Raw genomic sequence first — 22862 nt, 5'->3', positions numbered from 1 at the left:
CCACGCTCTATATAATGGATTCCTTAGAACGTGGCTCTGATTCGATAGTCAATTTTTATTACAATAAAATGCGGGTTTATCTGATTATTTTCAAATGACATTTTTCTACAAAATCAATTGGGATCAACTTTTCAGCATAAGCAGAATTGATTTCTATTACACGAATCTCTCCATAGGCCCAAAGGCCTTCCCAAAATTGATCTGTTACCTGCCATTGTCGCTTTTTTACATAGTTCATGAAGTACGTCCGCTCTTGGTCCACCTCTCTCAAGCGTTCAACGATTTGACCAAGTATCGGATCATAAACGTTCATTTTGAAGAGTCCATCTAATCTCTCAAATGTGACTGGATCATCTAGCTTTTTCAACTGTTCTCGCTCTTTGATAAATAAATTTCTGAATCGTTCAAAAAATGGTTCAAACGGTAAATCTTCGAATGGATTGGCTTCAAGAAAGTTGATCAATTTTACTTTGTACCAATGATACATTTCACCAAAGAAATCTTGGCATTCTTCTGGATTCTGCAGTAAATCAGTATTTCCAAAATGAAACGAACCGACATAGTTCAACTCAACCATCCAAATTTGCCCCTTCTTTCAACATTATTTCATGAAACAGCCATCGGATACGTATAGGATTTCACCGTTTAACCGGATATCCCGACCAAGAGCTTCCGTATCAATATAATAGGCCAATTCACTTGGTACAGTGATCAATCCTTCATTGATCCAATAACTTCCCAATTTTTCATCCGTGTCAACCTCCGATAAAAAGGTGACGTCTCCAGCATTTTCCAATAAATCTTCTTCAGACTCGAACAAATCTCCAATTAATTCTTTGGCATGATCACGAACCTCACTTGGTAATTCCAAATATTGTTCATAACGTTCATTTAATTGATCCAAACTATCGTATGAATTCACGATAAATGGTGTCTCAGAATCCAAAATAATCGTTTCCTCTTCGAATTCATTTAATCCTAACTTGTTTACAATTTCAAAATATTCCACTGGTAAATCAAACCAGCCGCCCTGAATCGTTCCACTAACATATTTAGAAAGATTGGCAATATAGATTTGTGCGTCCATCATATTTCCTCCCACCTTGATCCTTCTTACACAAAATAATTTTCTATCAACAACACCGACCCTTGATAAAAACGTTCTTCGCCATGTTTTCCTAGGTCAACCAATTCGTCTTGAATCTGTTGCTCTGTTAGTTTCTGTTCGGTTAACTCACAGCGTGCTTCTCTTAAAACGTGTTCGACTTCCGTCAACGAACACTTTTCATAACACACACGTTGCTGGTAAATCTCTGTTACACAATTCGAATACACCAGCAATGGTTTGACGCCCATCTTTACTGCGATTAATGCAGATTTAGGAATACTGAACGCATAGAATTCTATTTGACTCAAGTCGCTTGGAGCGACCTGCCAACTCAGTGCTTCTAAGTCCTCTTCACAGTCCTTCCGGACTTCCATCAATCGCGCGATTTCATCCCATGCGGAGTCGCCTTCATAGTCTCCACGCTCAAGCATTCGTTCGACTAAATCCAACGAATAATTAAACGCAGTCAAAGCAATCATTCGCTGCTCAATCGCCTTGATTTTCTTCTGATGATTTTCTATTCCTGAATAAATACTCTTATTTTTATCCTCCAACTTGATCGCCTCCTGAAGATTGAAACCAAGCCAGATAATTTTCTTGATCCGCACTTAGTTCTACCTTTTCAATGGTTGCATCCACAAAATCACGGCCCGTTAATTCATCCACCAGCTTTAAGAGTTTCAGTGTCGGTGCGACTTGTCCTTCAAACCAACGTTCCGCCCGCTCCAGTGAGAACTTTTCTGCTTTCATCGTAAAATTTAGTTCTCGTGCGGTTCGAAACATTTGTGCCCATTGCTTATTTACAATTTTTGCTTCTGAATCCAATAAATCGTACACGGTAATTCTCGAATTAATGATTCCAGCACCGATCACTCCTAAATCCGTTCCAGTAATAAATTGACTGATCACATCCATGGCTCGTTCCGCTGCACAACGAATTTCATACCGATTGAAAATGCCATAATCCAGTAATGCCTCCTCCTCAGTCATTTTCTCTCGACTTGCTATTTCAAGGCGCTTTTCATAAAAAATGAAGTACAGCGGTGATTTTCGGGAACCAAAGTACAAAGACAAGCCTTTGTTTCGAACAACATCCGATTCCGTCACATAACCACCATAATTTTCAAACAATTTAAAGCGATCTTCCAACAATCCTTTGGGTTTCTTTTCTAAAATGGAAAAGAGATCAAAGTGTTCTTCATCTTCACGTAGCCACAATTCATCAATCGCGATATCGATCCGGCTGCATTGTACACGGTCGTAACAACTTTCCGCCATTCCTTGTTTTTGCCATATACGAAGTAAGAAATCCTGCCAATTTGTCTTTCGCTCTTTCAACAATTCCTCATATTCTCGACAGCCTTGCCCCGAAAATTGAACCAACACATTTTTCGTGGATTCTTTTGTATGCCAGAAAACCCAAATGTTACCTCGTACAGAGACTTGATCAAATAAATATAGCCCTGTGGATCGAGTCTCAAATTCGAGTTCGTTCATTCCTAGAATCGTTCGAATGACCTCTTTTGGATCAACTCCGAAAAAGGATAAGCGTAAATAATCAATCATGACCCGCATATCCATACCATGTTTAAGATAAATGCGGAAATATGCTTCTAGCCGCTCTTGTATCTCCTCTGGGATGGGACGTTTTCCTTGTTCCATCTTTTGGTAGTAGGACAAAGAAACGCCCACAATTTCTGCAAACCTTCGTTGCGAGACGGGTCTTACCTTCTTCGTCTTAGTATTGCGTAAACCAAATTTGTACCGATAATTTCTCAATTCTTTTGGACTCGATTTCCTCACTCCTACTTTTAAATAACAATTTCCAATTTTAGTGGATGAATCGTCAACGAGGTTATCTCCTTGCAACAACTGGCTTTCCAATTTTGTGCGACTTCAAAAAGTATAAAACTCGCACAAAACGCCATCTTCGATGGATGCTGCTATATCAACCTTAATTCCACTTTTTCCTTTTCGTTATTTTAATTCTACCCCCCCTATTAGATACTGGGGGGTAACGGATGAGGGCAGGCTGGCGCCTGCCCTCATCCATCCACGCACACTCATGGCGTGTGCGTTTGCCCTTGACATAAGCGGCTGCCGCCGCTGTCCGTGCAAACGCCACGCTCGATTGAGTGCATGGCTATGCTGGGCATAGTTCCCCACCAGTATCTCTATTGGATAGTAGTTGGTTAAAAAATATTTCGTTCCATGGTTAATCGTTCATCGAGTTCTTCTGGTGACAAGAAGGTGGCGAAAATAGCCGCTGTTAACTCCTTCTTTTCCTTATTCCTCAATGAGTACAATTTTTTCAGTAGTTGAATGTCCTCTTCCTTCAATAAAATCTGAACAACAGGAATGCCATTTCGCAAAATACTCTTTCGTAAAAAATGATAGGTGGTTCGTTTTTCAACTTTTGCGATCCAAGAATATAAGGTTCGAGCAGAAAAATTTGGATCTATTAATTTAGCTGCCGTTTTTACTCGGTAGTATTTTTCACTCACGTCCGTCACCTCCTCGTTACAGAACAACGCAAGCTACTCTATCGTAATGTTTTCCAATTGGTTCAATCGTTCTTGTCGTTCCTTTTGATATTCTTCTGAAACCAACTTTCTTGTCTGCAGTTCATCTTCCTCGTTATACATGGCATTCATCATTTCCTGGTCCTTTTTCGTGATTCGCATCGCCTCAAAATCAAGCTCGATCATTCGATCAAATTTGGCGAACTCCGTTAGAAAATCAAAGTCATCGGGAACAAATGGACTGTATAATTCTTGAGGAATGCCTTTGCCAATATCCAGATACCCTCTACCGACACCGGATTTATTGACGAAACTTTTGTTTTTATGATCGGCACCAAAACACATCGTGTATCCAAGTTCAGATAAGCGACCTAGTGATGCTTTGGCGAGTAAATTATCTCGTAGTCCATTGGGTAAATTTTGAGCATCGGGCCGCTGCAAGGCAATAATCATATAGACTCCTGCTTGACGGCCTTGTAAGATCAATGGCATTAATACTTTTAAGACTCTCTCTGATTCCTTATAGTCCAACGTACTATAATAGGCGGCCCACTCATCAATTATCACAACATATGGTGGCATTTCATAGAAGGCATAGTTTTTTCCCATGGTATAGTTTTCATGTTCACGCATATATTTATAGCGCTTGATCATCATTTCATAACTATCTTCCAGTAAACGAAAGATCTCTTCCTTTTCTATGAAGACATGCCCTTTAAATGCAGGAAGGTCTGCTAAAACACCTAAGTCGGAACGTTTTGGGTCCGCAATCTTCACCGTTCCAATTTCCATAAATACTTTGATTAATGTATAAATGAAAAAAGTCTTCCCGCCCCCAATTCCTCCACTTATGAGTAGATTCGGCATTTTATCGAAATCCCAAAAGACACCTTTCATCAGCTCGATTGATCCATCTTTCGCTTTGACCTCTCGAATAGATAGACGACGATCCTTCGTGTCCAGCAACAGTTTATACGTGACAAACATAGGTGCACGATCCACTTCAACTAGATCACCTAAGAATAGTTCTTCCAGAACTGATCCCATCAATAGAAATTCTTTGTGATGTTTTCCACCCAATTTGAAGGTAAAACAATCTAGGGAATCTTTTCTTCGATAATAAACACTTGGTGCTTGGATCAGCTCTTGCGATCCGTTCTCTGTCTTTTTCTTTTTTATATCTACCAAATTATTTTCAATCAGATATTTCAGCAGCCATTGACAGCGTTGAAGTCGACTAAAGTAGCCACCTTTTAATCTAGAATGTTTAATGATTGACATGGAAACACAGATATTTGAGAGTAGTAAACACAAACCAAGTACTCCTGAGATCACAATTTGTTGGAAATTTCGCTGATTCCCATTCACAAAAGATACGATTTCTGATTGCTTTGACCAGCATACCCAAGCAAACATGGCAAATGATGGAAGAGAAAAAAGAAAGGTGTACCCTACATTTAGGTATTTGTGATACAGTTGAAGCCTCTTTCCTTTGTAGGAAAACAAACTCATTTAATAATCAGCTTCCTTTTCAATTGAATTCCACCTATTTTTTCTTTTTATCGTTTGCATCAGTTTGAGCTGTAACGACTGATTCTTTTTGATCGGCTACTTTCTTCAACCCATCAGCATAAATATCTAGTTCATAATACTCTCGGTTGCCATCTTGAGCGGCAATATAAGTCAAATGAAATTCGGGATTCACTAATTCAACTGATTCACGCCATTTGAAATTTTCAATTTCAGCAGTCGGTGGAAACGTCACACGACTTGAAATCTTTCGTTTATCGCCAAAAATAAGCTCCGCCCTTTTTTTAGTGATCTCACCTGTACTTTGGCGGGTTTCATCATCAAAGCCTATAACAGGGTCTTCCATTGAACTAAATCGGATTGCTCCCAAGCTAGAAACATCTAAAGCTGCAGTAATATTGTTATTGTCCTTAAATTTTAATACCATACCTACACACCTTCCTTAACAGTCAAACCAGATAAATAAAGAGAAAAATCTAAATAGCCATTCACCGAATTGATCATCCGACCATCATCATTGGTTTCCCGACTCGTGATTCGAACTTTATCAGGGACTAAGTATGCCTCCTCGAACTCGACCTCCACTTCACCTTCTGGTAAAGCTGCAACACTTTTATCCACTACAATTGGTAATGCACCATGATTTTCCGAATCACCGTAGAATTTGACGTAGCTGCCTAGAACCCCATTCACTTCTTTTGGTGCTTCTTTAAATTGTGTCCCTAAGATGAAAACTCTTCCTACCCATTCTTTTTTTACTTTGATTTTCGTTAATTTCAATTTAATTCCTTCTTTCTTATATTTCTGTGTATAAATTGCGTTTTATTATTACCAAATGAATGAACCATAGAATAACAGAAAGACACATCCGTTTATTGAATGTGTCTAACTCATACGTATTCTACTTTTTCTTTTAAACTGATGGCTCTGCTAACAACTTGCTAACACTTTTTTTATCATTTTAGTTTATTTGCTACTACAAACTATCAAATGTTAGATTCAAATTTTTGTTTTAAATCCCGAAATAGAGCTATTCTACAACACTCTACGGGAAAATAGTTATGAGTGTCGCTTCTACTTCTAAGCGGACGGTCGGGGGTTCGAATCCCTCCTGTGATGTCAAAGAAACCGATAGAGACTTGAGTCTCTATCGGTTTTTCTTTATTATTTTATTTTCGTTTTCACTGCTTTTGGTGCCACAAGTAAAACACACATTGCTAATCCCAATACGATGAAAAGTACTGCCCCCATGACATTCCCTTTCGTGAGCATCGCAAAGGCGATCGTACTGAAAAGACTGGCAACGGTTAAAACGATGCCTGATTTTTGGATTCCCGTCAGTTTGGCGAAAGTATTTCTAAAACCGATCGTCAATAATAATGAACCAACAAATGAAGCGAACCCAAAAACGATGTGACCAACTAAAATAAGATTTTCCATGTCTTCACCTCCCTCAGAACCACTATACTAGAAAGCCTGATGGAAGACTAAGAATGTGCCCACAAAAATTTGAATTTTCCCTAGTTATTCAACTTGATAACGCAAAATCGTTTGCCGTTTTTCTGGTGGGGTTTTTCTAGCATCATTTAAATAAATCTCACGATGAAGGTAGCTTCTGCGTGTTAACCCTTGCTCCTTCACGAACTGATTCATCTTTTGAAAAGAAGCCGGTTCATCGTCGAAAGAACCTACATGTAACATCTGAACACATTTTCCATCTTCGATTGTTTCAAAACAAAGCTCCTGCAGCAACTCATTGGTTTCTTTCTCTGCCACAGCGGCAAGCGCCGTCTCGAACATTTCTTGAGTGATCCAATCCGGCTGTCGCAGCATGATTTTGTATTCAAAGCTTGCTTTATCAGTAATATCTGCCGTATTTTTAGTGGACCAAATACCTTCTAACGGGAAGATCGCAAACTCACTATAATCAAACTCAGACTGATTTTCTTCGTGTGTTTGATAAAACTTCTTAAATCCCATCTTAATCTTCCAGGCTACTGGATAGAGTGTCCCGACTCTAGCTGAGAAATCTTGGTTGTTAGGATCACCTTCGCCCTTAATCGTAAGAAATTTTTGCAATGGTACCGTCACAATTTCTGGCTTCTTTTTCTTTCCATATAAATGCTTCTCTTGTTTTTTCCAATCATACTTCATTTTTTTCCCTCGCTTTCAGCTTTGACTTCATTATAGCGAGTAAAACCTGCAACCTCGTGTCAGGTTTAATAAATAGTTTTCAATTGGTCGATTTTTTTGCTCATTTCTTGGCGCACGGAACGTGGAGATAAGACTTCGACTTGTCCGCCAAAGGAAAGTAGAAAACTATAAAAGCTCTCATTCACTGGGTATTCCCCTTCTACCAGCAAACGCCCATCCTCTGCTTCTTCCACCTGCTCATAATTTTCATAAACCCGATAGGCCAGCTCTGGTGTAAAGGCAAGCCGCACCATTTGCTTCTTTTCGGTATAAATTTTTTGTGGGTCAAGCACTTTTTCTGGTGCGGTTCGTTCAAAGGTTTCAGTAGTTTGCTGGAGCTGCTTGATCCGTTTCAGCTTGAAGAGACGATACGCCTGCTTCTCGCAGCAATACGCATATAAATACCACTCTCTTGCTTTAAAAATCAGCTTTAATGGTTCAACTTTACGATCAGAGCCAAGCTTTCCTCGGCTAAAATAATGAAAACGAAGGCGTGTTTTTTGAAAAATCGCTTTTTGTAAAATCTGAAATTGTTCTTCATTTTGCGGATGCCAATCTGAAAAGTCGATCTCGAGCCAATTCGTGGTTTGTTTCTGAAAAACACTACCCAGTTTTTTTAACAACGCTTGATTGTTTTTCTCATCCACTCCACTTAAACCTTGCAAAGCGGCCAAAATCTGATTTTGTTCTTCTTCTGAAATCAAGGAACGGTTCAATATAAAATTTTCCGACAGGAAGATCCCGCCGCCTTTTCCTTGTGTCGTATAAACAGGAATCCCTGCTGAACTAAGGATGTCAATATCGCGATAGATCGTTCGGATCGAAACCTCGAACTTTTCCGCTAATTCAGGTGCGGTCGTATTGCCTTTATCCATCAAATAATACACCATCTGAAATAATCGATACTCTGCCACACTACTCACCTCCATCATCAGTATAGCATCGTAAACTGGCAAACACGTGTCAGGTTAAAAAAAGACCTTACTTTGCTTGGCTGCAGTAAAGTAAGGACGATGCTGTTTATTAGATAAGTTATCAGAAAAAAGAATAAAGAGATTGCCAAACATACATCCCCTCAACTTTCCCATCTCTATTTCAAAGGTTGATTAGGCTGCAGCAACACTTTCCCGATGCTCTTTCCGTTCTCAAGATAGTCATGTGCTTTTCGTCCCTCCGCTAAAGGAAAAATTGTTGGTTCGCTGATGCTAATTTGTCCTTTAATGAAGTAGCTGAATAAGCGCTCACTACGAACTTTTCTTTCTTCATAGCTGGTCAAATAATCCCAAAGATCTCCCGTTAACAAACTTTTTGATTCAGCCATTAACGCGACTGGATCAATTTTCACTGGATCGCCTCCAGCCATTCCGAAAAAGATGACCTTTCCACGATGCTTGATCAAATCTAAGCTTTGCTGAATGGTAGAACCGACGCCATCATAAGCAGTCGAAAATTGCCCTTTAACCGCTTCAGTCCAATTGTTTTCTCGACTTGGATAAACCTGCTTAACCCCATGAGACAACGCCAATGCCTGTTTCTCTTCAGAAGAGGCAGAACCATAGACTTCTATCCCATCTGCTATCAGCATTTGTGACAATAACTGACCAACGCCGCCGCTAATTCCTGTAATAAAGACTTTCTCGCCGGGATCATTTTTGCCGAGATCATGAGCAAGAAAATCGGCTGTCATCCCCTGCAGTCCAATGCTCGCCGCTAATTTACTGTCGATGTCCGCCGGTAAAGGAATCGCTTGCACACTTGGTACTACGACATATTCCGCATTCGCTAAAGGGACATCGACAAACAGCACTGTTTCTCCAATCGCTTGTTTCGTTACTTTAGAGCCAATTTCAACAACAATGCCTGTACCTTCATAGCCATTTATATAGGGTTTATGTTTTTCAATATGATACTCACCACGGCGGCGATAGATATCGGCAAAGTTCAAACCGATATATGCTACCTGTACTAGAACATCATTTTCCCCGATCACCGGTTTAGGAAGCTCACCATATTGTAAAACGTTACTGTCGCCAAAATTTTCAAAATACAAAGCTTTCATTAACTGTCCCTCTTTTTTATTGATTATTTTCTCAAATATACTATGAAGCTTTTTTTCCGGCAAAGAATCAGATTGCATTTTCTCCCCGCGTTTGATACCTTTGAATGAACACAAATCCTTGAGAGGAGTCCTTTGCCCATGAACTTAGTCACTTTGCCACAGGAATTATCTGTCTATCAGGTTGCAGACCTGAAGGAAATAGATTTCACCCAGCAACCACTTTTTATTAGTGTAACCGAAGAGGAAATATCGGTTGTTTCCGCTACTGCCAATGTCCCTACAAATACGATCAATCGTGAGGACAGTTGGAAAGCCTTCAAGATTGAAGGTGTATTGGATTTCAGCTTAGTTGGAATTTTGGCAAAAATCGCTGCATTGTTAGCAGAGAAGGAAATTAGTATTTTTGCCGTTTCAACCTACAATACGGACTATGTTTTAATTAAGACCGATAAGTTTGATGCTGCCATTACAGCTTTACGTGAAGGTGGATATACTGTCGCATAAACGATTTTTTGCCAAAAAGAGCCTTTTAAGGTTCTTTTTTTATGTATTTTTCATTTTTTAGACTTATCCAGCCTTTTTTCCGAGAAGAAAATAGGACTTTGATTGGACGAAACGCTTTCGCTATTCTCTTATTATGAGAGTGTAGAGATAAAACAGAAATAATCATTCATAATTGGTAAATGTTGCTGGTAGAAATTAGGAGGAATAAAAAATGAAGCGAAATGGTTTAGATATGACGGTAGTAATATTGGGAATTGCTTGCATTGGTTTATTGACAGTGAATCGGTATATTTTACGCCCTTTATGGCAATCAGAATTTCGGACTGAAATGAGACAGGTTAAAAGCGACATCCGAGAAGATGTGAACGACAGCAAAGATGATATTAAAGAAGCGTCTAAAGAAGTAAAGAATGAATTGAAGGAAAGTCGTAAAACAACCAAACTTGAGCTGGCAGAACAGCAACAAGAAATCAAGGAAGAAATGAAAGAAGTGAAAAACGAGCTTAAGGATGGTCTAGAATTGTCGTATTAAAGTCAGCTGATTTTTGTTAATTTACTTGAAAATAATCATCCTATTGAAAAAGACCTTCCTTCGCGAAGGTCTTTTTTATTCGACTTGCTGCCGAATTTTACGTTTCATTTCTGTTTGGAAAAACAAGGTTAAGAGTGTCATCAAGATGGCTCCGACAAAAAAACTGCTTTTAATAATCGTCATCACTTTTGTGTCTGCTAAAAAACCTATGTATGGAAGGTAAAAATGTGGTCGGCCGATCAAATTTCGTTCATGAACAAGTCCCATCTCTGCTTTAACAGAATTGTCTCCTTTAACAAAATAACCGTCTATTTTATTGTCAACCGCTAATACTCGCCGTGTTTTGATCGATTTTCCCTGATTTTCGTAATAAGTGATTGTGTCGCCAACATGAATAGGCTCCATCACATCCTTTACGAAAACAAGTCCGTTCTTTTGATATTCTGGTGCCATTTTATTGTCTGAAATGACATATGGTGTCACATTCAACACTTTTGGAATAACGATTGTCAAAATCGCTAAGAGAAAGATCGAGAAAATCAATACAGCATATACTAGTGTTATTTTTCTGCTTTTCAACACTCGGAACCACCTCCCTTTAAAGGAAAAAACTATCTGTATTCATCATATCACACTCGTCAAAAAAATCTATTTTTTAGTTTCTAATTGAATAAAATTTTGACTGAATATCGCAATGTGTTACTATTATTATTGTATTTAACGATTTTGATTACCTTCCTCCAAATGAAAGGGTGTTGTTTATCATTACCAAACTAAGCAACCAACGCTTTTTAAAATTCTGTTCAAAACAACGATTAATTTTAATAATATTAGTTATTTTAATAGTGATTTCAACTATCACATTAAAAACTATTGACGAACTAAAAAAAACAAACGTTACAGAATTAAAAAAACATTGGACATTTATTGTCAAGAATCATTCTGATTACTATATTTACGGAAACACAGACCAGCGATTGAAAAATGTACAACCGAATAATGCACTTATAATGCAGCAACAGCTAGAGACACCACTCAAAGAACCTCAGCTAGTTGTTCGGTCTAATCATCAGTGGGTCTCGGTAGTTGTCGGAGAGCGGCTCCTTTACAAATATGCCGCTACCGAGAAGCACAAGGAACCAGGCATGCTTCAGACGACCATCCAGCTGCCAAATGATTATCGGAAACACAAGCTGCGTATCATTACGAAGACACCTTATGAATATTACGCTGGGATTCCTGCTCAAGTATTTATCGGAAATTCCACAGAAGTCAGTCGATTCTTTCTGCTTCGTTCACTGCCACAGTTTTTACTTTTAAGTATCTGCTCGGCCTTAATTGTCCTCATGCTGGGCTTGCTTTTTTTAAGACCGAACTATACGAAGAAACAGCTATTTTCTTCTCTGCTTTTAATCGGTTTTACGTTCTTAATTGGGCTGCAATCAATCGTTCTGAATGTTCCAGCAAGTACCTTGTTCAGTCCGAAAAGCTTGTCGATTCTTTATAATCTGACGGCGATTTTGATTCCGGTTTTTCTAACGAATTACTATTTGCTGCGGACAAAAAAGTATCAGCACTACTATCTCTATGGTGTCGGTTCACAAGTCACTCTTTTGACTGTCGGAACATTTTGTATCGCTATCGGAAAACTATCTTTACCAATTGCAATGCAGATTTTCAGTGGGTTTAATGTCTTTATGACGTTATACACCTCAGCAATCGCTTTAGCTGAATCTGCCGATCAGAATCGTTTTTATACTATCTGCTCACCAGGAATTATTATGGCTGCATTTGTCCACTGTTTTTTCTACATTCAATTGTTTACAGGCGCTGCAAATCTTACAACAGACTGGCCGTTAGTGCTGTTTACCGCTCTAATGCTTTTAATCTCAGGCTATCATTTTGAAGAAGAAATCAACTATATTCGGAATTATCGAATAAAGCAGCAGGAATTTGCGCAACAGCAACTTATCATAAAAGAAAAGCAAAAGAATCTATTGATGACATTCAACTTATTAGCTGAAAAAGAAGCTGCTAGAAATAAGCCAGCAGCCTCCCTAACCTCTCATCTTCAACAAATGCGAGAGTATTATCAAAAAGAATTCCGTAAACAAGCAAAATTTTTCTCCTGTCAGTACACAGTTGAAGAAGAGACGAACGTGCTAAACGATGAAACATTGTATTTGCTGATCCAACTATTCGAAAAATTTCTAAGCGATCCAAGCTTTGGAACCATCGATATTTTGATCAAACAGGAGCAAAATCAACTAATCATTGAAAGCAATACCAGCGCCTTCACTCACCACTCTCTTGATGAATCCGTCGTCACAGCAACCACGAACGATTCACATCAAGAATTGGAACAAGCGGTTAAACGGTCCAATGGCGAATGGCACTGGCAAAATAAAGAAAAGCAGCAATACTTTAAGATCACACTAACCCTATAAAAAAACGGTCTTTCCAAATGCAGAAAGACCATTTTTTATTAATAAATTAGTGATAGAAAATCTTCTTTGGTAATATTCCCAAAGTAATGTGTCAGATCAATTTCATCGATACATTCTTCTAGTGCTTTTTTATCGTAACGGGTTCCGATCAATTGATTTTCAACATCCTTGATCTCACCTAAACCGAAGAAATCACCGAAAATCTTGGCTTTTTCAATTTCACCATTGGCAACATCCAAACGAACTTCGATTGAACCAATGGGGAAACGTTTTTGTCGTTCCAAGTTGAATTCTGGCGAACGCCCATAGTTCCAATCCCAATTCTTATAGTATTCCTCCGAAATTTGGTTAATGGCTTTCCAGTCTTCCTCATTCAACTCATGAGTCTTCACCTGATCCACACTATCAACACCAAAAATTTGTAAAAGAATTGCTTGACGAAATTCTTCTGTCGTCATTGCTTGCTTATCCTTAGGTAAATAATCTTTAATGTTCGTCACACGGGAACGGATCGACTTGATGCCCTTTGATGCGATCTTATCCTTTTTCACCTTTAATGCATTCACAACTTCATCAATATCACTATCAAACATTAAGGTGCCATGAGCAAACATCCGGCCATTGGTTGAGTACATGGCATTACCAGAGAATTTCTTGTCCTCAATCACAAGGTCATTCCGCCCCTTTAGTTGCGCACCCTCAATCCCCAGCTTATGCAAGGCTTCAACGATTGGTTCCGTTAATTTTTTGAAATCTCTAAAGGAGTTGCCGTCATCTGGCATAATAAAACTAAAATTTAAATTTCCAAAATCATGATACACAGCGCCTCCGCCACTTAATCGGCGAACAACATGGATACCTTTTTCATCAACATATTCTTTATTGATTTCCTCAATCGTATTTTGATTACGACCAATGATAATCGAGGGTTCATTGATGTAAAAAAGCAAGATTGGTTCATCTAGAGGCATATTTTGTAATAAATACGTCTCAATAGCAAGATTTACTCGTGGATCACGTTCTTTGTCATTTGGTACATATAACATAGTTCCAACTCCTAACCCCTATTAAGGAATAAATTCGTTTAAATCTCAAAAACTTTATGCGGCTGAGCCAACTCGACAGGAATTTTCCCGCTAGCTGCTGCAGCTTGTCGACGCAGCTCTTCTAAATCGCCATGTTGCGGTAAATGAGTCAGAATTAACTTTTTAACTGCCGCATTTTTCGCAAATGTCCCAGCTTCGCCTGCGGTAAAATGTGCTTTATGTTTTTCGTTGCCGTCAAATAAGTAGGTGTCAGCTAAGAATAGATCCGCCTTTTTAGCAAACTCATTAAAGGATTCCAGATAACCTGAATCTCCTGTAAACACAAAAACAGCACCTGTTTTTTCTTCCACAAAACGCATCGCATAGCAAGGCACTGGATGAATCGTCTTCATAAACGTAACAAGAAACGGTCCAAGTTTCAATTCTTCTGCTTCAAAGTAAGCACGGCCTTCAGTAACACCGTCCATTGTCAAATCGTTAAAATGAAATTCATCTTCCGTATGTCCATAAATCGGCAAAATAGGCTTTGGTGTTTGTGTTGGATACAGCTGCCAATAATATTGCAGCACTCCAAGATCCGCAATATGATCGTGATGATAATGAGATAAAATCACTGCATCCAAATCCAACGGATCAAGTTCCTTTTCCAATTCTACAAGAGTCGAACTGCCAGCATCCAACAATAAGTTAAATCCGTCAGCCTGCAGCAAATAACTGCTGGTTCCTTGACCTTCATACGGATACGCGCCTAAACAACCGAGTACGGTCAGTTTCATGCTAATTCCCCCTGATCAATTTTTTCCTTTAACGCTTGATCATAAAAAGCAGCACTTGCCGTATTTACATAGACTGCTACAAAAAGCAAACCCACGATCAATGCGACAAATCCTAAAATGTACCAGCCAATAAATGATAGTTGTAATAAGATATATTTCCCCCAGCGATCCTTTAATAAGATCCACGCACGCTTGATGCAATCGCCGACGCTCAAATCAGGATAATCAAATTTTACCCAAACAGCAAATTTAAAGATGATACTAATAATTGTTGTTACAAGTAAAAATAGTAACGTTGAGATGACATAAAGTCCTAATACACCAATGTTCATCAGCGTAGAAACACTTTCTGTGTTCGTTGTTAATCCACCAGTTGAAATCAGCGATACATATACACTGCTACCAGCTTGCAGCAGTAACGGGATGAAAAAGATCGCTGCCAAAACATATTGTACAATTTGGGAAAGAATATTGATAATCATCAATGGAACATAATAGCCCTGCTGAAAAACAACAAAAATTTGACCTAATTCAGCTCGACCACCCCGCACGACATACAAGCTGACATAATATAATGAGTAGCTAAAAGCAAAAAGTACTAAAATACCTAATAAAAATGAGATTCCTAACTGAATATTCGTATTATCAGTCATCGTAGAAACATTACTAATTGCTCCTGTCAGCAGCCCGACAATCACTACTAACCCTACATTAATTCCCCATTGACCATTAAGACGGTCTTTGGCTGTTTGACGATATTCACTAAGACGCATAAAGACACTCCTTCTTCGTTTTGTTGACCTTGATTAGCATGAATCGACTGCTCTCTGGCTTTGAACAGAATAATCTGACTAAAGTTGGACTGATATCCTTTTCCAAAGGCAGCAGCATCTTCCTATGACTCTGCTAATTTGGCTATTTCTTCGTTTAATTTCTTTATTTTTTGTTCAATCCGTTGTTTTTCAGGTGCAATCGGAACATTCGCAAAGGTTAATCGCTTAAATGTTTGCAATTCCTTTTTCAAGTGATCCACTTCTGTACGTTTTGTATCTATCTTCGTAGTCAAATCGCATTTCTCCTTTGACAGGAACCAAGGGACATAAAACAAACAACAACCTGTTTTAGTTAAAAAATTAGTAATTCTTGATTTCTCCAACTGTATCATAGTCTAAACGAGCAACAACTTCCGTCACTAATTTGACGGTATTAAAATAATCCTCTTCGTGAATAATTGATGTATGTGAATGCAAGTAACGGACTGGTACTGTGATAGCTAATGAAGGAACACCATCACGCGTCAAGTGCATTTGACCAGCATCGGTTCCGCCGCCGGCAATCACTGTATACTGGAATGGAATTTCTAATTCTTCAGCAACATCGATCACGAAATCCAATAATTTTTTATGAGGAACCATAGATGCATCATAGATCAAAATTTGCGGTCCTTTTCCCAGTACCGAATCTGCCTCTTTTGGTGTCATCCCTGGTGTGTCACCCGCAGTACCTGTATCTAAAGCAAAGGCGATGTCTGGATTCACAATATGCGAACTTGTTCGAGCACCCCGTAAACCAACTTCCTCTTGTACATCACTGCCGGCAAACAGTACATTATGATGCTCCCGTTTTGATAAATTCTCCAACACACGCAAAGCCACAGCCGTGCCAATCCGATTATCCCACGCTTTTGCTAGTAAGAATTTTGAATCATTCATTCGTTGATATTGGATATATGGTGTGACCATATCACCAGGACGAATCCCCCATTCTTTGGCTTCATCATCACTTGACGCACCAATATCAATAAACATGTCTTTGATTTCGAATGGTCGTTTCCGAGCTTCTGGCGTCAACACATGTGGTGGTTTAGAACCAATCACACCATGAATAACCTTGCCTTTACGCGTTTTAATTTCGACCTGCTGCGCCAACATTACTTGATTCCACCAGCCACCAATCGTTTGAAATTCTAAAAAGCCTTTTTCGGTGATCTTGGTAACCATAAAGCCGACTTCATCTAAATGACCCGAAATAAAGACTTTCGGTCCGCCTCCGCCACCATGTTTGGCGATAACACTGCCTAGTCCGTCAAAGAAAATATCGTCAGCAAAATCCTTCGCATATTTTTTAAAGACTTCTCTGACCTCATCTTCATTTCCAGCGATGCCACGTGCTGAAGTTAAATCGATCAACAACTGCTCTTCCTGTTTTTCCACTCTTACTCCTCCTGCTTTGCTAAAAAATATAATTGCTTTGTGTTTGACTATCTAAAAAAAATAATCGTTCAAATTCTCTTAAAACGAGAAAGCTGGATAGCGTTTATCCATAAATTAGTATACCATTGTCAAAAAATTCTGCGTAGTATGTTGTATAATCACTACGAGGTGATGAAATGACACGTTTGTTGGCGATTGAATTAACTATGATGGTCATGCTGGAAAATGAAGCAGGGGAAATCTTGGTACAGGATCGAAAGAAGAAGGATTGGCCCGGCTGGACTTTTCCTGGTGGTCATGTGGAAAAAGAAGAAGGCAGCTATGAGGCTACTTTAAGAGAAATTGAAGAAGAAACTGGATTGGTGATCCAACCAGTTCTGCGAGGAACTGCTGAATGGAACAACTTAGCTAAGGAGACTCGTGAGCTGGCATTTCTTTATACGGCGACAGTCAAAAAGCGAACCGTTCCCAAAGATCTCTTTTGGGTCAAAAAAGGTGATTTAAACACACATAAGCTTGCAGGTACCTTGACCGAGTTACTACCAATCTTTTTTGGTGAAGAACAACAGATTTACTTTGATGTATAAAAATCAGCGTATCCTATTGCGGACACGCTGATTTTCCTTATACTTGAACTTTTTTATAAGCCAAACTCCCCTTTTCTCGCATCGTAATCAAATGGATCACCCAAAATGCTGCCGCAAATGCTAATAGCACGCCAGATTGGAATAGGAATTTATCCAGGAAAGCTTGATTGAAATCCACTGTTTTTCCGATTAATTCATTATTCTGGGCAAACCAATAGGTCGGGGTGAAAGCAGCAATTTTATTTACTACGTCTGGTAAAAACTCGCTTGGTACAAAGATACCGCCGACAAAACAGCTACCCATAATAAAGATATTATTGACCCCCGAAATTGCATCCTCATTTTTCATAATACTGGTAACCATAATCGAAAAGCCTACGATTGCTACAAAAAATGACACTGTATTGATCACGAAGTACCCTACTACCTGATCAAAACTGTTTCTAGTAACCAACATAACGAAGGCTAAAAATAGTACTAGACAAAAGATTGAGTAAAGTAAATTGCCAGTTGAGATTTTTCGTGACAGTTTTCGTCGCGATATAGGAGAACAGCTATTCCGACGACTGATTTCCTCGCGATTAAAGGCTAAATTTATCACTGCATAACCACTGAAAATCGACATAAACATCCCATAAGCCAATAGATTGTATATTTGACCCGAAACACGCTGTTTTTTCTTTTTATGATAGGTCGAATCAAAATTTACTTTTCCATCTTCTTTCAACGTTATCTGCGTTTTCTTTAGCAAGTCCTTTTGGCTGTCTTCCGGCATTTGTTTTTGATAGGTTAAATAGGTGTTTATAAAATTATTGACCGTCGTATCTACTAATGATTTAGAAAAGGTTGCCGGACGCGTCTTACTGGCTAATTTAACACCTTCTCCTTGTGCTAATTTCTCAGAAAAGTCTTTGGGGATTTCTAAAATATATTCCACTTCATCAAAATAGAGCGCATCGTCTAATGCTTTTTGCGAAGTATCCTTCAGCGTAATAAGATTATGCTGCTTAGCTAAATAATCAACGAAGCCTTTTTCGATTGCTGAATCATCCTCTGAAAGGATCGCAATTTTTGCCCCGGTTAATTCTTCCGCGTCTTTGGTTAGTTGCCCAGCGTAGAAAAAGGTGATCACAGCCATAATGATGATTCCTAGCAGCAAACTGCCCTTTTTTCTTTTTAAAATTTCCAGAATTGCTTTATAAGTGGTCATATTGCACCTTCCTTTCAAAAGAATAATTAAGCAGGATAAACACCACGCCAAATCCAATCAGCCAAATCAAATTGGTATAAAACGGCTTCAATGATTGATAGTAGAATAATTGGTAGAGACTTTCACTGATTAAATTAACGATATTAATCCGGCCTAAAAACGGCAGATTCACATCGATCCAATATTTAATTGACTGGGAACCCATCATTCCAGCTAGGAAACTCATAATCATAGAAATTGATATCCCGATCGAAATTTTTTGTTGAAAATCCAGTTTTGAAAACACATTACCAATTAAGGTTCCAAATGAAATAGAGGTAAAGGCACCTAAAGCGCAGACAAGCAATATATAGTTCCAATGATCACCAAACTCAACTTGATAAACAAATCGATAAAACATCAAAATCAAAACTGTTTGGACAAAGAATAGAACAAAGCTTGCCAGCATATTGGCAAACGAAACAAGTAATTTATTTCGAGGAATCAGACATAAGCGGATACCTTCAGGTGATTGATTGGCCTGCTGGTCATTTGCATTGCGCAGCCCCCACATGAATCCATACATGATCGTCATACCGACTAATGTAAAGAAGTAGAAGGATTTCAAATTGAAATTACCAGTACCATTTCCATCTTTTATATAGCTCTCCTGCTGAAGCAGCTGGCTGACCTCTTGCGGTTGAACCTTCCCAGTTGCCAATAAGGTTTCTACCTTTTTCGTATTTTGTAAATACTGATTCAATACTTCTTTTAAAACGGTCTGCTGTGTGTCGCTTTTACTGACAAACAGCTCAATCTCTTTTTCATCAATTGTAAAATAACCGGAAAGCTTATCATCGGATAACTGCTCTTGAGCTTTTTTCTTAGTCATTACTTGGCTTTTAAAAACCACTTTGCCATCCTGTTTGATTTCCTTTAACACATTTTCAAAGCGTTTTTGATTGGCTTCATTAGTAGAAACAATTCCAACTGTTGATTGTTCTATCCCACCAATCTTATCGAGATCGCCAAAGGCTAGATTAAACAGCAGACCTAATACTATGGGAAAAGCAAAGGTCCAAAAAAGCAAGCTGCGATTTCTTAACAGAACACGTAATCGATACGTAAACAAACGAATAAACATCTTAGCTCCCCCCTAATCTCTCAATTCTTTTCCGGTAATTTCTAAAAAGACATCATTTAATGTCGCTTCTTGTGTATGAATATTGGCGTACATAATTTTTTCAACTTCGAAATAATTTAAAATTGGCAGCAAGGCTTCCTTCAGCTCTTTCGTCGTCACACTTAAATAGTTTTCATCATAAATTACTTCGATAATTGATGGAAAAGCTCCTACCGCCTCAACTTGTTCTTGAGATAGCCCTGGAACTTCAATAATCAGTTTTTCATTCTCACGAACCATGTTTTTCAATTGTTCTTTGCTGCCTTCTGCAATTACTTGTCCTTGGTCAATAATAACGATATGGTTACACAAAATCTCGACCTCTTCCATATAATGCGTCGTATAAACGATCGTCGCGCCCAGTCGATTTAACTCCTTGATACTATCCAAAATTTTGTTTCGGCTTTGGGGATCAACTGCGACAGTTGGTTCATCTAAAAAAATCAATTCCGGCTTATGAACAATCCCGCAAGCAATGTTCAACCGTCGTTTCAATCCGCCGCTCAGCTGTTTCGGATAAAATTTACGAAACTCCTCTAAGCCAACAAGCTGAATCACTTCTTCAACATATTGTTCGCGTTTAGACTTTTCTTGAACGTACAATCCACAAAAATAGTTGATATTATCCGTTACTGTCAATTCTTCAAAGAAGGCTATTTCCTGAGGGACAACCCCAATCTTTTGCTTAATGCTATACTTTTCCGGTCCCATTTCTTCTCCAAAAATCTTGATTGATCCGCGGTCATAGGTCAATAATGAAAGAATACAATTGATAGTAGTGGATTTGCCGCTGCCGTTTGGACCAAGCAATCCCAATATCTCTCCTTTTTTTACAGATAAATTTAAATGATTCAAGGCGGTGAAATCCCCATAACGTTTTACTAAGTTCTCGATTTCGATCAACATTTGAAAAACCCCTTTTCCTTTTCTTCTTACATTTACTATAATGAAAATAAGCATTTGCTTGTAGTGAGTTTGCGCCAATCATACGATGACAAATGTCATTTGATCCATACAAATTTCCATCTAAATCAAATGATTCAATGATTGATGATGCAAATCGAACCTATTTTCCAGTAATCTGAGAAATAAATCCTTTAATACAAAGTAGGAGCCGCAATGAAAAATTTAAATAGCTATTCAATAGATTTTTTCTTTTTAGAATTAATTGGTATCCTGCTGCTTTTTCAACAGGATTTTAAACCGCAAATGGTAGTTTATTTGTTGGCTAGTATCCTCTTAGCTGGTCCCGCTCTATTGCTGAAGCAGGCTTTAGGGCAAGCATTAGGCGTTTTTCCTTTACTAATCCTGAGTTTTTTCTGGCCGCCCCTGCTCCTTTTCTTGCCCGCTAACCTGCGGATCGCTTGGCGCGAAGAGATTATTTGGAGCTGGGCGCTAATCGTCTTAGCAGTTCCCTTATTGCAAGATACCTACTCTTCACCAGAGCGTATGCTGATTATACTTTTGAGTAGCTTCGCGATCCTTTTAGCCTGGCGTGGAAAAAAACAGGTCGAAGTAAAAGAAGCCTTGCTGCAATTAAAGGATGACAGTTGGGAAAAGCAAGAACTGTTGAAACTGAAAAATCAGGAGCTAATCCAATCGCAGGAAACCTTCATCGATTTAGAAATTTCCGAAGAACGAAATCGGATCGCTCGCGACATTCATGATAATGTAGGCCATCTGCTATCTAGTGCGATTATTCAGCTTGGCGCGATTGAAGCGATCAATCAATCGGAGAAGTTAAAAAAACCGTTGAACCAATTACGGACAACGATTCATACAGGGATGGATAATATTCGCGAAAGTGTTCATGATCTTCACGAGACCTCACTTTCCTTTTCGAAGGGACTTGAGTTGTTAATAGCAGATTTTCAATTTTGTGAAGTGGAGATTCGAGGGAATATTCCAGAAGGTATGGATCAGGAGCAGGAACGAACACTGCTTATGGTGCTTAAGGAAGCATTTGCTAATGTGATGAAACATAGCAATGCTAGCAATGTAACACTTTCATTTAACGAGCTGCCTGCCTTTTATCGACTGCAAATTCTTGATAATGGAACACTTGCTAAGAAAAGTGGAGATGGCATTGGGTTAAAAAGCATGCGTCAGCGCGTAGAACAAATTAACGGACAGCTTCACGTCTCACAAACTCCGGATAATTTTCTGATTCACATTGTTTTGCCAAAAGATAGTCAACCATCCTTTCACAATCACCATCGAACAAGAAAATAATAATCTATCCTGCCAGGAGGAGGTATGTCATGATTCGCGTTGTTGTTGTTGATGACGATCCGTTAGTAACGGAATCATTGAAAACTATTTTAGAAATATCTGATGAAATACACGTTGTCGGTACCGGAAATTCTGCACCAGAAGCCGTCAAACTCTATTTGCAGGAACGACCGGACGTTCTATTAACAGATATTCGCATGGGAAATAGCACCGGTATCGAAGCCGCGAAAGCGATTTTTAAACAGGTGCCAGAAGCCGTCATCCTATTACTGACGACTTTTTCCGATGATGAATATATCCGAGAAGCCCTGCAGATCGGTGTCAAAGGCTATTTAATCAAGCAGGAGCTGGGCAGTATCGTTCCTGCAATCAAAGCTGTATACAATGGGCAGACAGTTTTTGGAACAGAGATCGTTGGAAAATTAGCTTCGATCTTAACAGATCAATCTCCTCAAAAACAACCAGCCATTGACTTATCTGAAAGAGAGGAAAGCATTCTCATTGCAGTGGCAAATGGCAAAAACAACAAAGAGATCGCCCAAGAGCTCTTCTTAAGTGAAGGCACTGTTCGTAACAACATCAGTCAGCTATTAGATAAATTAGGAGTTCGTGACCGAACACAGCTAGCGATCTTCTATTATAAAAATTATCAATAAGAATTGACTAGAGTCCTAAAGAATATTTTTCTTTGGGCTCTTTTATTCTGCCATTTGAAGAGGCAAAAACTATACGCACCTAAAA

27 protein-coding genes are annotated in these 22862 nt (G+C 38.8%); 6 read left to right on the top strand and 21 right to left on the bottom strand.

Going from position 1 to position 22862, the window contains the following annotated elements:
* Positions 1-76 precede the first annotated feature (76 nt).
* The 12 genes from IGI52_RS18650 to IGI52_RS18595 form a co-directional block, all read right to left on the bottom strand.
* Positions 77-577, bottom strand: a complete 501-nt coding sequence (locus tag IGI52_RS18650) for a hypothetical protein (protein WP_438782048.1) — start codon at positions 575-577, stop codon at positions 77-79.
* A 24-nt stretch (positions 578-601) separates the two neighbouring features.
* A complete protein-coding gene (locus IGI52_RS18645; RefSeq protein ID WP_438782047.1) occupies positions 602-1087 on the bottom strand; it encodes an antirestriction protein ArdA in 486 nt (161 codons plus the stop codon).
* Between the two features lie 26 nt (positions 1088-1113).
* Positions 1114-1662, bottom strand: coding sequence for a hypothetical protein (locus IGI52_RS18640; RefSeq protein ID WP_438782046.1), 549 nt, complete (start codon positions 1660-1662; stop codon positions 1114-1116).
* Positions 1652-2911, bottom strand: a complete 1260-nt coding sequence (locus IGI52_RS18635; RefSeq protein WP_438782045.1) for a replication initiation factor domain-containing protein — start codon at positions 2909-2911, stop codon at positions 1652-1654. Before IGI52_RS18635 ends, IGI52_RS18640 begins: the two co-directional genes overlap by 11 nt.
* Before the next feature lie 389 nt (positions 2912-3300).
* Positions 3301-3612, bottom strand: coding sequence for a hypothetical protein (locus tag IGI52_RS18630; RefSeq protein WP_137665516.1), 312 nt, complete (start codon positions 3610-3612; stop codon positions 3301-3303).
* 33 nt (positions 3613-3645) lie between these two features.
* Positions 3646-5142 carry a hypothetical protein gene (locus IGI52_RS18625; protein WP_438782044.1) on the bottom strand — a complete coding sequence of 499 codons (1497 nt, stop codon included), beginning with the start codon at positions 5140-5142 and terminating at the stop codon, positions 3646-3648.
* Positions 5143-5176: 34 nt separating this feature from the next.
* The gene (locus tag IGI52_RS18620; protein ID WP_438782043.1) at positions 5177-5587 is read right to left on the bottom strand and encodes a DUF961 domain-containing protein; all 411 of its coding nucleotides are present in this window, start codon (positions 5585-5587) and stop codon (positions 5177-5179) included.
* A gap of 2 nt (positions 5588-5589) precedes the next feature.
* Positions 5590-5940, bottom strand: a complete 351-nt coding sequence (locus IGI52_RS18615; RefSeq protein WP_438782042.1) for a hypothetical protein — start codon at positions 5938-5940, stop codon at positions 5590-5592.
* A gap of 384 nt (positions 5941-6324) precedes the next feature.
* A complete protein-coding gene (locus tag IGI52_RS18610) occupies positions 6325-6600 on the bottom strand; it encodes a Na+-transporting malonate decarboxylase, carboxybiotin decarboxylase subunit, madB (protein ID WP_438782041.1) in 276 nt (91 codons plus the stop codon).
* Positions 6601-6684: 84 nt separating this feature from the next.
* On the bottom strand, positions 6685-7314 hold the full coding sequence (locus tag IGI52_RS18605; protein ID WP_438782040.1) for a GyrI-like domain-containing protein: 630 nt from the start codon (positions 7312-7314) through the stop codon (positions 6685-6687).
* A 65-nt stretch (positions 7315-7379) separates the two neighbouring features.
* A complete protein-coding gene (locus IGI52_RS18600; RefSeq protein WP_438782039.1) occupies positions 7380-8267 on the bottom strand; it encodes a helix-turn-helix transcriptional regulator in 888 nt (295 codons plus the stop codon).
* A 176-nt stretch (positions 8268-8443) separates the two neighbouring features.
* Complete coding sequence (locus tag IGI52_RS18595; RefSeq protein ID WP_016180866.1) at positions 8444-9412, bottom strand: zinc-binding dehydrogenase; 969 nt, start codon at positions 9410-9412, stop codon at positions 8444-8446.
* Between the two features lie 138 nt (positions 9413-9550).
* Here IGI52_RS18595 and IGI52_RS18590 point away from each other — a divergent pair, with 138 nt between their 5' ends.
* Both IGI52_RS18590 and IGI52_RS18585 read left to right on the top strand, forming a co-directional pair.
* Positions 9551-9916: an ACT domain-containing protein gene (locus tag IGI52_RS18590; RefSeq protein WP_016180867.1), complete on the top strand. Its 366-nt coding sequence runs from the start codon at positions 9551-9553 to the stop codon at positions 9914-9916.
* A 211-nt stretch (positions 9917-10127) separates the two neighbouring features.
* Complete coding sequence (locus IGI52_RS18585) at positions 10128-10448, top strand: YtxH domain-containing protein (protein ID WP_016180868.1); 321 nt, start codon at positions 10128-10130, stop codon at positions 10446-10448.
* A 75-nt stretch (positions 10449-10523) separates the two neighbouring features.
* On the opposite strand, the gene IGI52_RS18580 is transcribed toward IGI52_RS18585, so the two are convergent.
* Entirely contained in the window at positions 10524-11030 is a 507-nt protein-coding gene (locus IGI52_RS18580) for a S26 family signal peptidase (protein WP_016180869.1), read from the bottom strand.
* Between the two features lie 395 nt (positions 11031-11425).
* Here IGI52_RS18580 and IGI52_RS18575 point away from each other — a divergent pair, with 395 nt between their 5' ends.
* Positions 11426-12895, top strand: coding sequence for an MFS transporter (locus IGI52_RS18575; protein WP_438782038.1), 1470 nt, complete (start codon positions 11426-11428; stop codon positions 12893-12895).
* A 38-nt stretch (positions 12896-12933) separates the two neighbouring features.
* Here IGI52_RS18575 and IGI52_RS18570 read toward each other — a convergent pair whose 3' ends face one another.
* The 5 genes from IGI52_RS18570 to IGI52_RS18550 all read right to left on the bottom strand — a co-directional run bounded on the left by IGI52_RS18570 (position 12934) and on the right by IGI52_RS18550 (position 16930).
* Positions 12934-13941 (bottom strand): lipoate--protein ligase, encoded by a 1008-nt coding sequence (locus IGI52_RS18570; RefSeq protein ID WP_137440141.1) that lies wholly within the window; start codon positions 13939-13941, stop codon positions 12934-12936.
* Between the two features lie 38 nt (positions 13942-13979).
* Positions 13980-14717: an MBL fold metallo-hydrolase gene (locus IGI52_RS18565; protein WP_016180872.1), complete on the bottom strand. Its 738-nt coding sequence runs from the start codon at positions 14715-14717 to the stop codon at positions 13980-13982.
* Positions 14714-15490, bottom strand: coding sequence for a DUF975 family protein (locus IGI52_RS18560; RefSeq protein ID WP_016180873.1), 777 nt, complete (start codon positions 15488-15490; stop codon positions 14714-14716). The genes IGI52_RS18565 and IGI52_RS18560 overlap by 4 nt, the downstream gene beginning before the upstream one ends.
* A 122-nt stretch (positions 15491-15612) precedes the next feature.
* The gene (locus IGI52_RS18555; RefSeq protein WP_016180874.1) at positions 15613-15783 is read right to left on the bottom strand and encodes a hypothetical protein; all 171 of its coding nucleotides are present in this window, start codon (positions 15781-15783) and stop codon (positions 15613-15615) included.
* A 67-nt stretch (positions 15784-15850) separates the two neighbouring features.
* A complete protein-coding gene (locus tag IGI52_RS18550; RefSeq protein WP_311894463.1) occupies positions 15851-16930 on the bottom strand; it encodes a M42 family metallopeptidase in 1080 nt (359 codons plus the stop codon).
* 176 nt (positions 16931-17106) lie between these two features.
* On the opposite strand from IGI52_RS18550, the gene IGI52_RS18545 reads away from it, so the two are divergent.
* Complete coding sequence (locus IGI52_RS18545; protein WP_216453394.1) at positions 17107-17517, top strand: NUDIX domain-containing protein; 411 nt, start codon at positions 17107-17109, stop codon at positions 17515-17517.
* Positions 17518-17554: 37 nt separating this feature from the next.
* Here the strand turns inward: IGI52_RS18545 and IGI52_RS18540 are convergent, their stop codons facing one another.
* The 3 genes from IGI52_RS18540 to IGI52_RS18530 are packed head-to-tail and all read right to left on the bottom strand — an operon-like array spanning position 17555 to position 20795.
* Positions 17555-18727: an ABC transporter permease gene (locus IGI52_RS18540; protein WP_311894466.1), complete on the bottom strand. Its 1173-nt coding sequence runs from the start codon at positions 18725-18727 to the stop codon at positions 17555-17557.
* Positions 18714-19850: an ABC transporter permease gene (locus tag IGI52_RS18535; protein ID WP_102872402.1), complete on the bottom strand. Its 1137-nt coding sequence runs from the start codon at positions 19848-19850 to the stop codon at positions 18714-18716. Before IGI52_RS18535 ends, IGI52_RS18540 begins: the two co-directional genes overlap by 14 nt.
* A gap of 12 nt (positions 19851-19862) precedes the next feature.
* Positions 19863-20795 carry an ABC transporter ATP-binding protein gene (locus IGI52_RS18530; protein WP_016180879.1) on the bottom strand — a complete coding sequence of 311 codons (933 nt, stop codon included), beginning with the start codon at positions 20793-20795 and terminating at the stop codon, positions 19863-19865.
* Positions 20796-21008: 213 nt separating this feature from the next.
* Here IGI52_RS18530 and IGI52_RS18525 point away from each other — a divergent pair, with 213 nt between their 5' ends.
* Together IGI52_RS18525 and IGI52_RS18520 are read left to right on the top strand one after the other, a co-directional pair.
* Complete coding sequence (locus IGI52_RS18525) at positions 21009-22121, top strand: sensor histidine kinase (RefSeq protein ID WP_161169044.1); 1113 nt, start codon at positions 21009-21011, stop codon at positions 22119-22121.
* A 29-nt stretch (positions 22122-22150) separates the two neighbouring features.
* Positions 22151-22777, top strand: a complete 627-nt coding sequence (locus tag IGI52_RS18520) for a response regulator transcription factor (protein ID WP_127978569.1) — start codon at positions 22151-22153, stop codon at positions 22775-22777.
* Positions 22778-22862 lie beyond the last annotated feature (85 nt).

The organism is Enterococcus sp. DIV0187 (genome assembly GCF_051713785.1).
In the GTDB taxonomy this organism is placed as follows: domain Bacteria; phylum Bacillota; class Bacilli; order Lactobacillales; family Enterococcaceae; genus Enterococcus_A; species Enterococcus_A avium.
The sequence above is the reverse complement of the archived record's forward strand: the minus strand, read 5'-3'. Positions and strand labels throughout refer to the sequence as shown.

What these genes read in the sequence shown, in the direction of transcription:
- IGI52_RS18650 (WP_438782048.1), bottom strand. Translation starts at nt 577, where the DNA reads ATGGTTGAGTTGAACTATGTCGGTTCGTTTCATTTTGGAAATACTGAT.
- IGI52_RS18645 (WP_438782047.1), bottom strand. Translation starts at nt 1,087, where the DNA reads ATGGACGCACAAATCTATATTGCCAATCTTTCTAAATATGTTAGTGGA.
- IGI52_RS18625 (WP_438782044.1), bottom strand. Translation starts at nt 5,142, where the DNA reads ATGAGTTTGTTTTCCTACAAAGGAAAGAGGCTTCAACTGTATCACAAA.
- IGI52_RS18620 (WP_438782043.1), bottom strand. Translation starts at nt 5,587, where the DNA reads ATGGTATTAAAATTTAAGGACAATAACAATATTACTGCAGCTTTAGAT.
- IGI52_RS18610 (WP_438782041.1), bottom strand. Translation starts at nt 6,600, where the DNA reads ATGGAAAATCTTATTTTAGTTGGTCACATCGTTTTTGGGTTCGCTTCA.
- IGI52_RS18605 (WP_438782040.1), bottom strand. Translation starts at nt 7,314, where the DNA reads ATGAAGTATGATTGGAAAAAACAAGAGAAGCATTTATATGGAAAGAAA.
- IGI52_RS18595 (WP_016180866.1), bottom strand. Translation starts at nt 9,412, where the DNA reads ATGAAAGCTTTGTATTTTGAAAATTTTGGCGACAGTAACGTTTTACAA.
- IGI52_RS18590 (WP_016180867.1), top strand. Translation starts at nt 9,551, where the DNA reads ATGAACTTAGTCACTTTGCCACAGGAATTATCTGTCTATCAGGTTGCA.
- IGI52_RS18585 (WP_016180868.1), top strand. Translation starts at nt 10,128, where the DNA reads ATGAAGCGAAATGGTTTAGATATGACGGTAGTAATATTGGGAATTGCT.
- IGI52_RS18570 (WP_137440141.1), bottom strand. Translation starts at nt 13,941, where the DNA reads ATGTTATATGTACCAAATGACAAAGAACGTGATCCACGAGTAAATCTT.
- IGI52_RS18565 (WP_016180872.1), bottom strand. Translation starts at nt 14,717, where the DNA reads ATGAAACTGACCGTACTCGGTTGTTTAGGCGCGTATCCGTATGAAGGT.
- IGI52_RS18560 (WP_016180873.1), bottom strand. Translation starts at nt 15,490, where the DNA reads ATGCGTCTTAGTGAATATCGTCAAACAGCCAAAGACCGTCTTAATGGT.
- IGI52_RS18545 (WP_216453394.1), top strand. Translation starts at nt 17,107, where the DNA reads ATGACACGTTTGTTGGCGATTGAATTAACTATGATGGTCATGCTGGAA.
- IGI52_RS18540 (WP_311894466.1), bottom strand. Translation starts at nt 18,727, where the DNA reads ATGACCACTTATAAAGCAATTCTGGAAATTTTAAAAAGAAAAAAGGGC.
- IGI52_RS18535 (WP_102872402.1), bottom strand. Translation starts at nt 19,850, where the DNA reads ATGTTTATTCGTTTGTTTACGTATCGATTACGTGTTCTGTTAAGAAAT.
- IGI52_RS18530 (WP_016180879.1), bottom strand. Translation starts at nt 20,795, where the DNA reads ATGTTGATCGAAATCGAGAACTTAGTAAAACGTTATGGGGATTTCACC.
- IGI52_RS18525 (WP_161169044.1), top strand. Translation starts at nt 21,009, where the DNA reads ATGAAAAATTTAAATAGCTATTCAATAGATTTTTTCTTTTTAGAATTA.
- IGI52_RS18520 (WP_127978569.1), top strand. Translation starts at nt 22,151, where the DNA reads ATGATTCGCGTTGTTGTTGTTGATGACGATCCGTTAGTAACGGAATCA.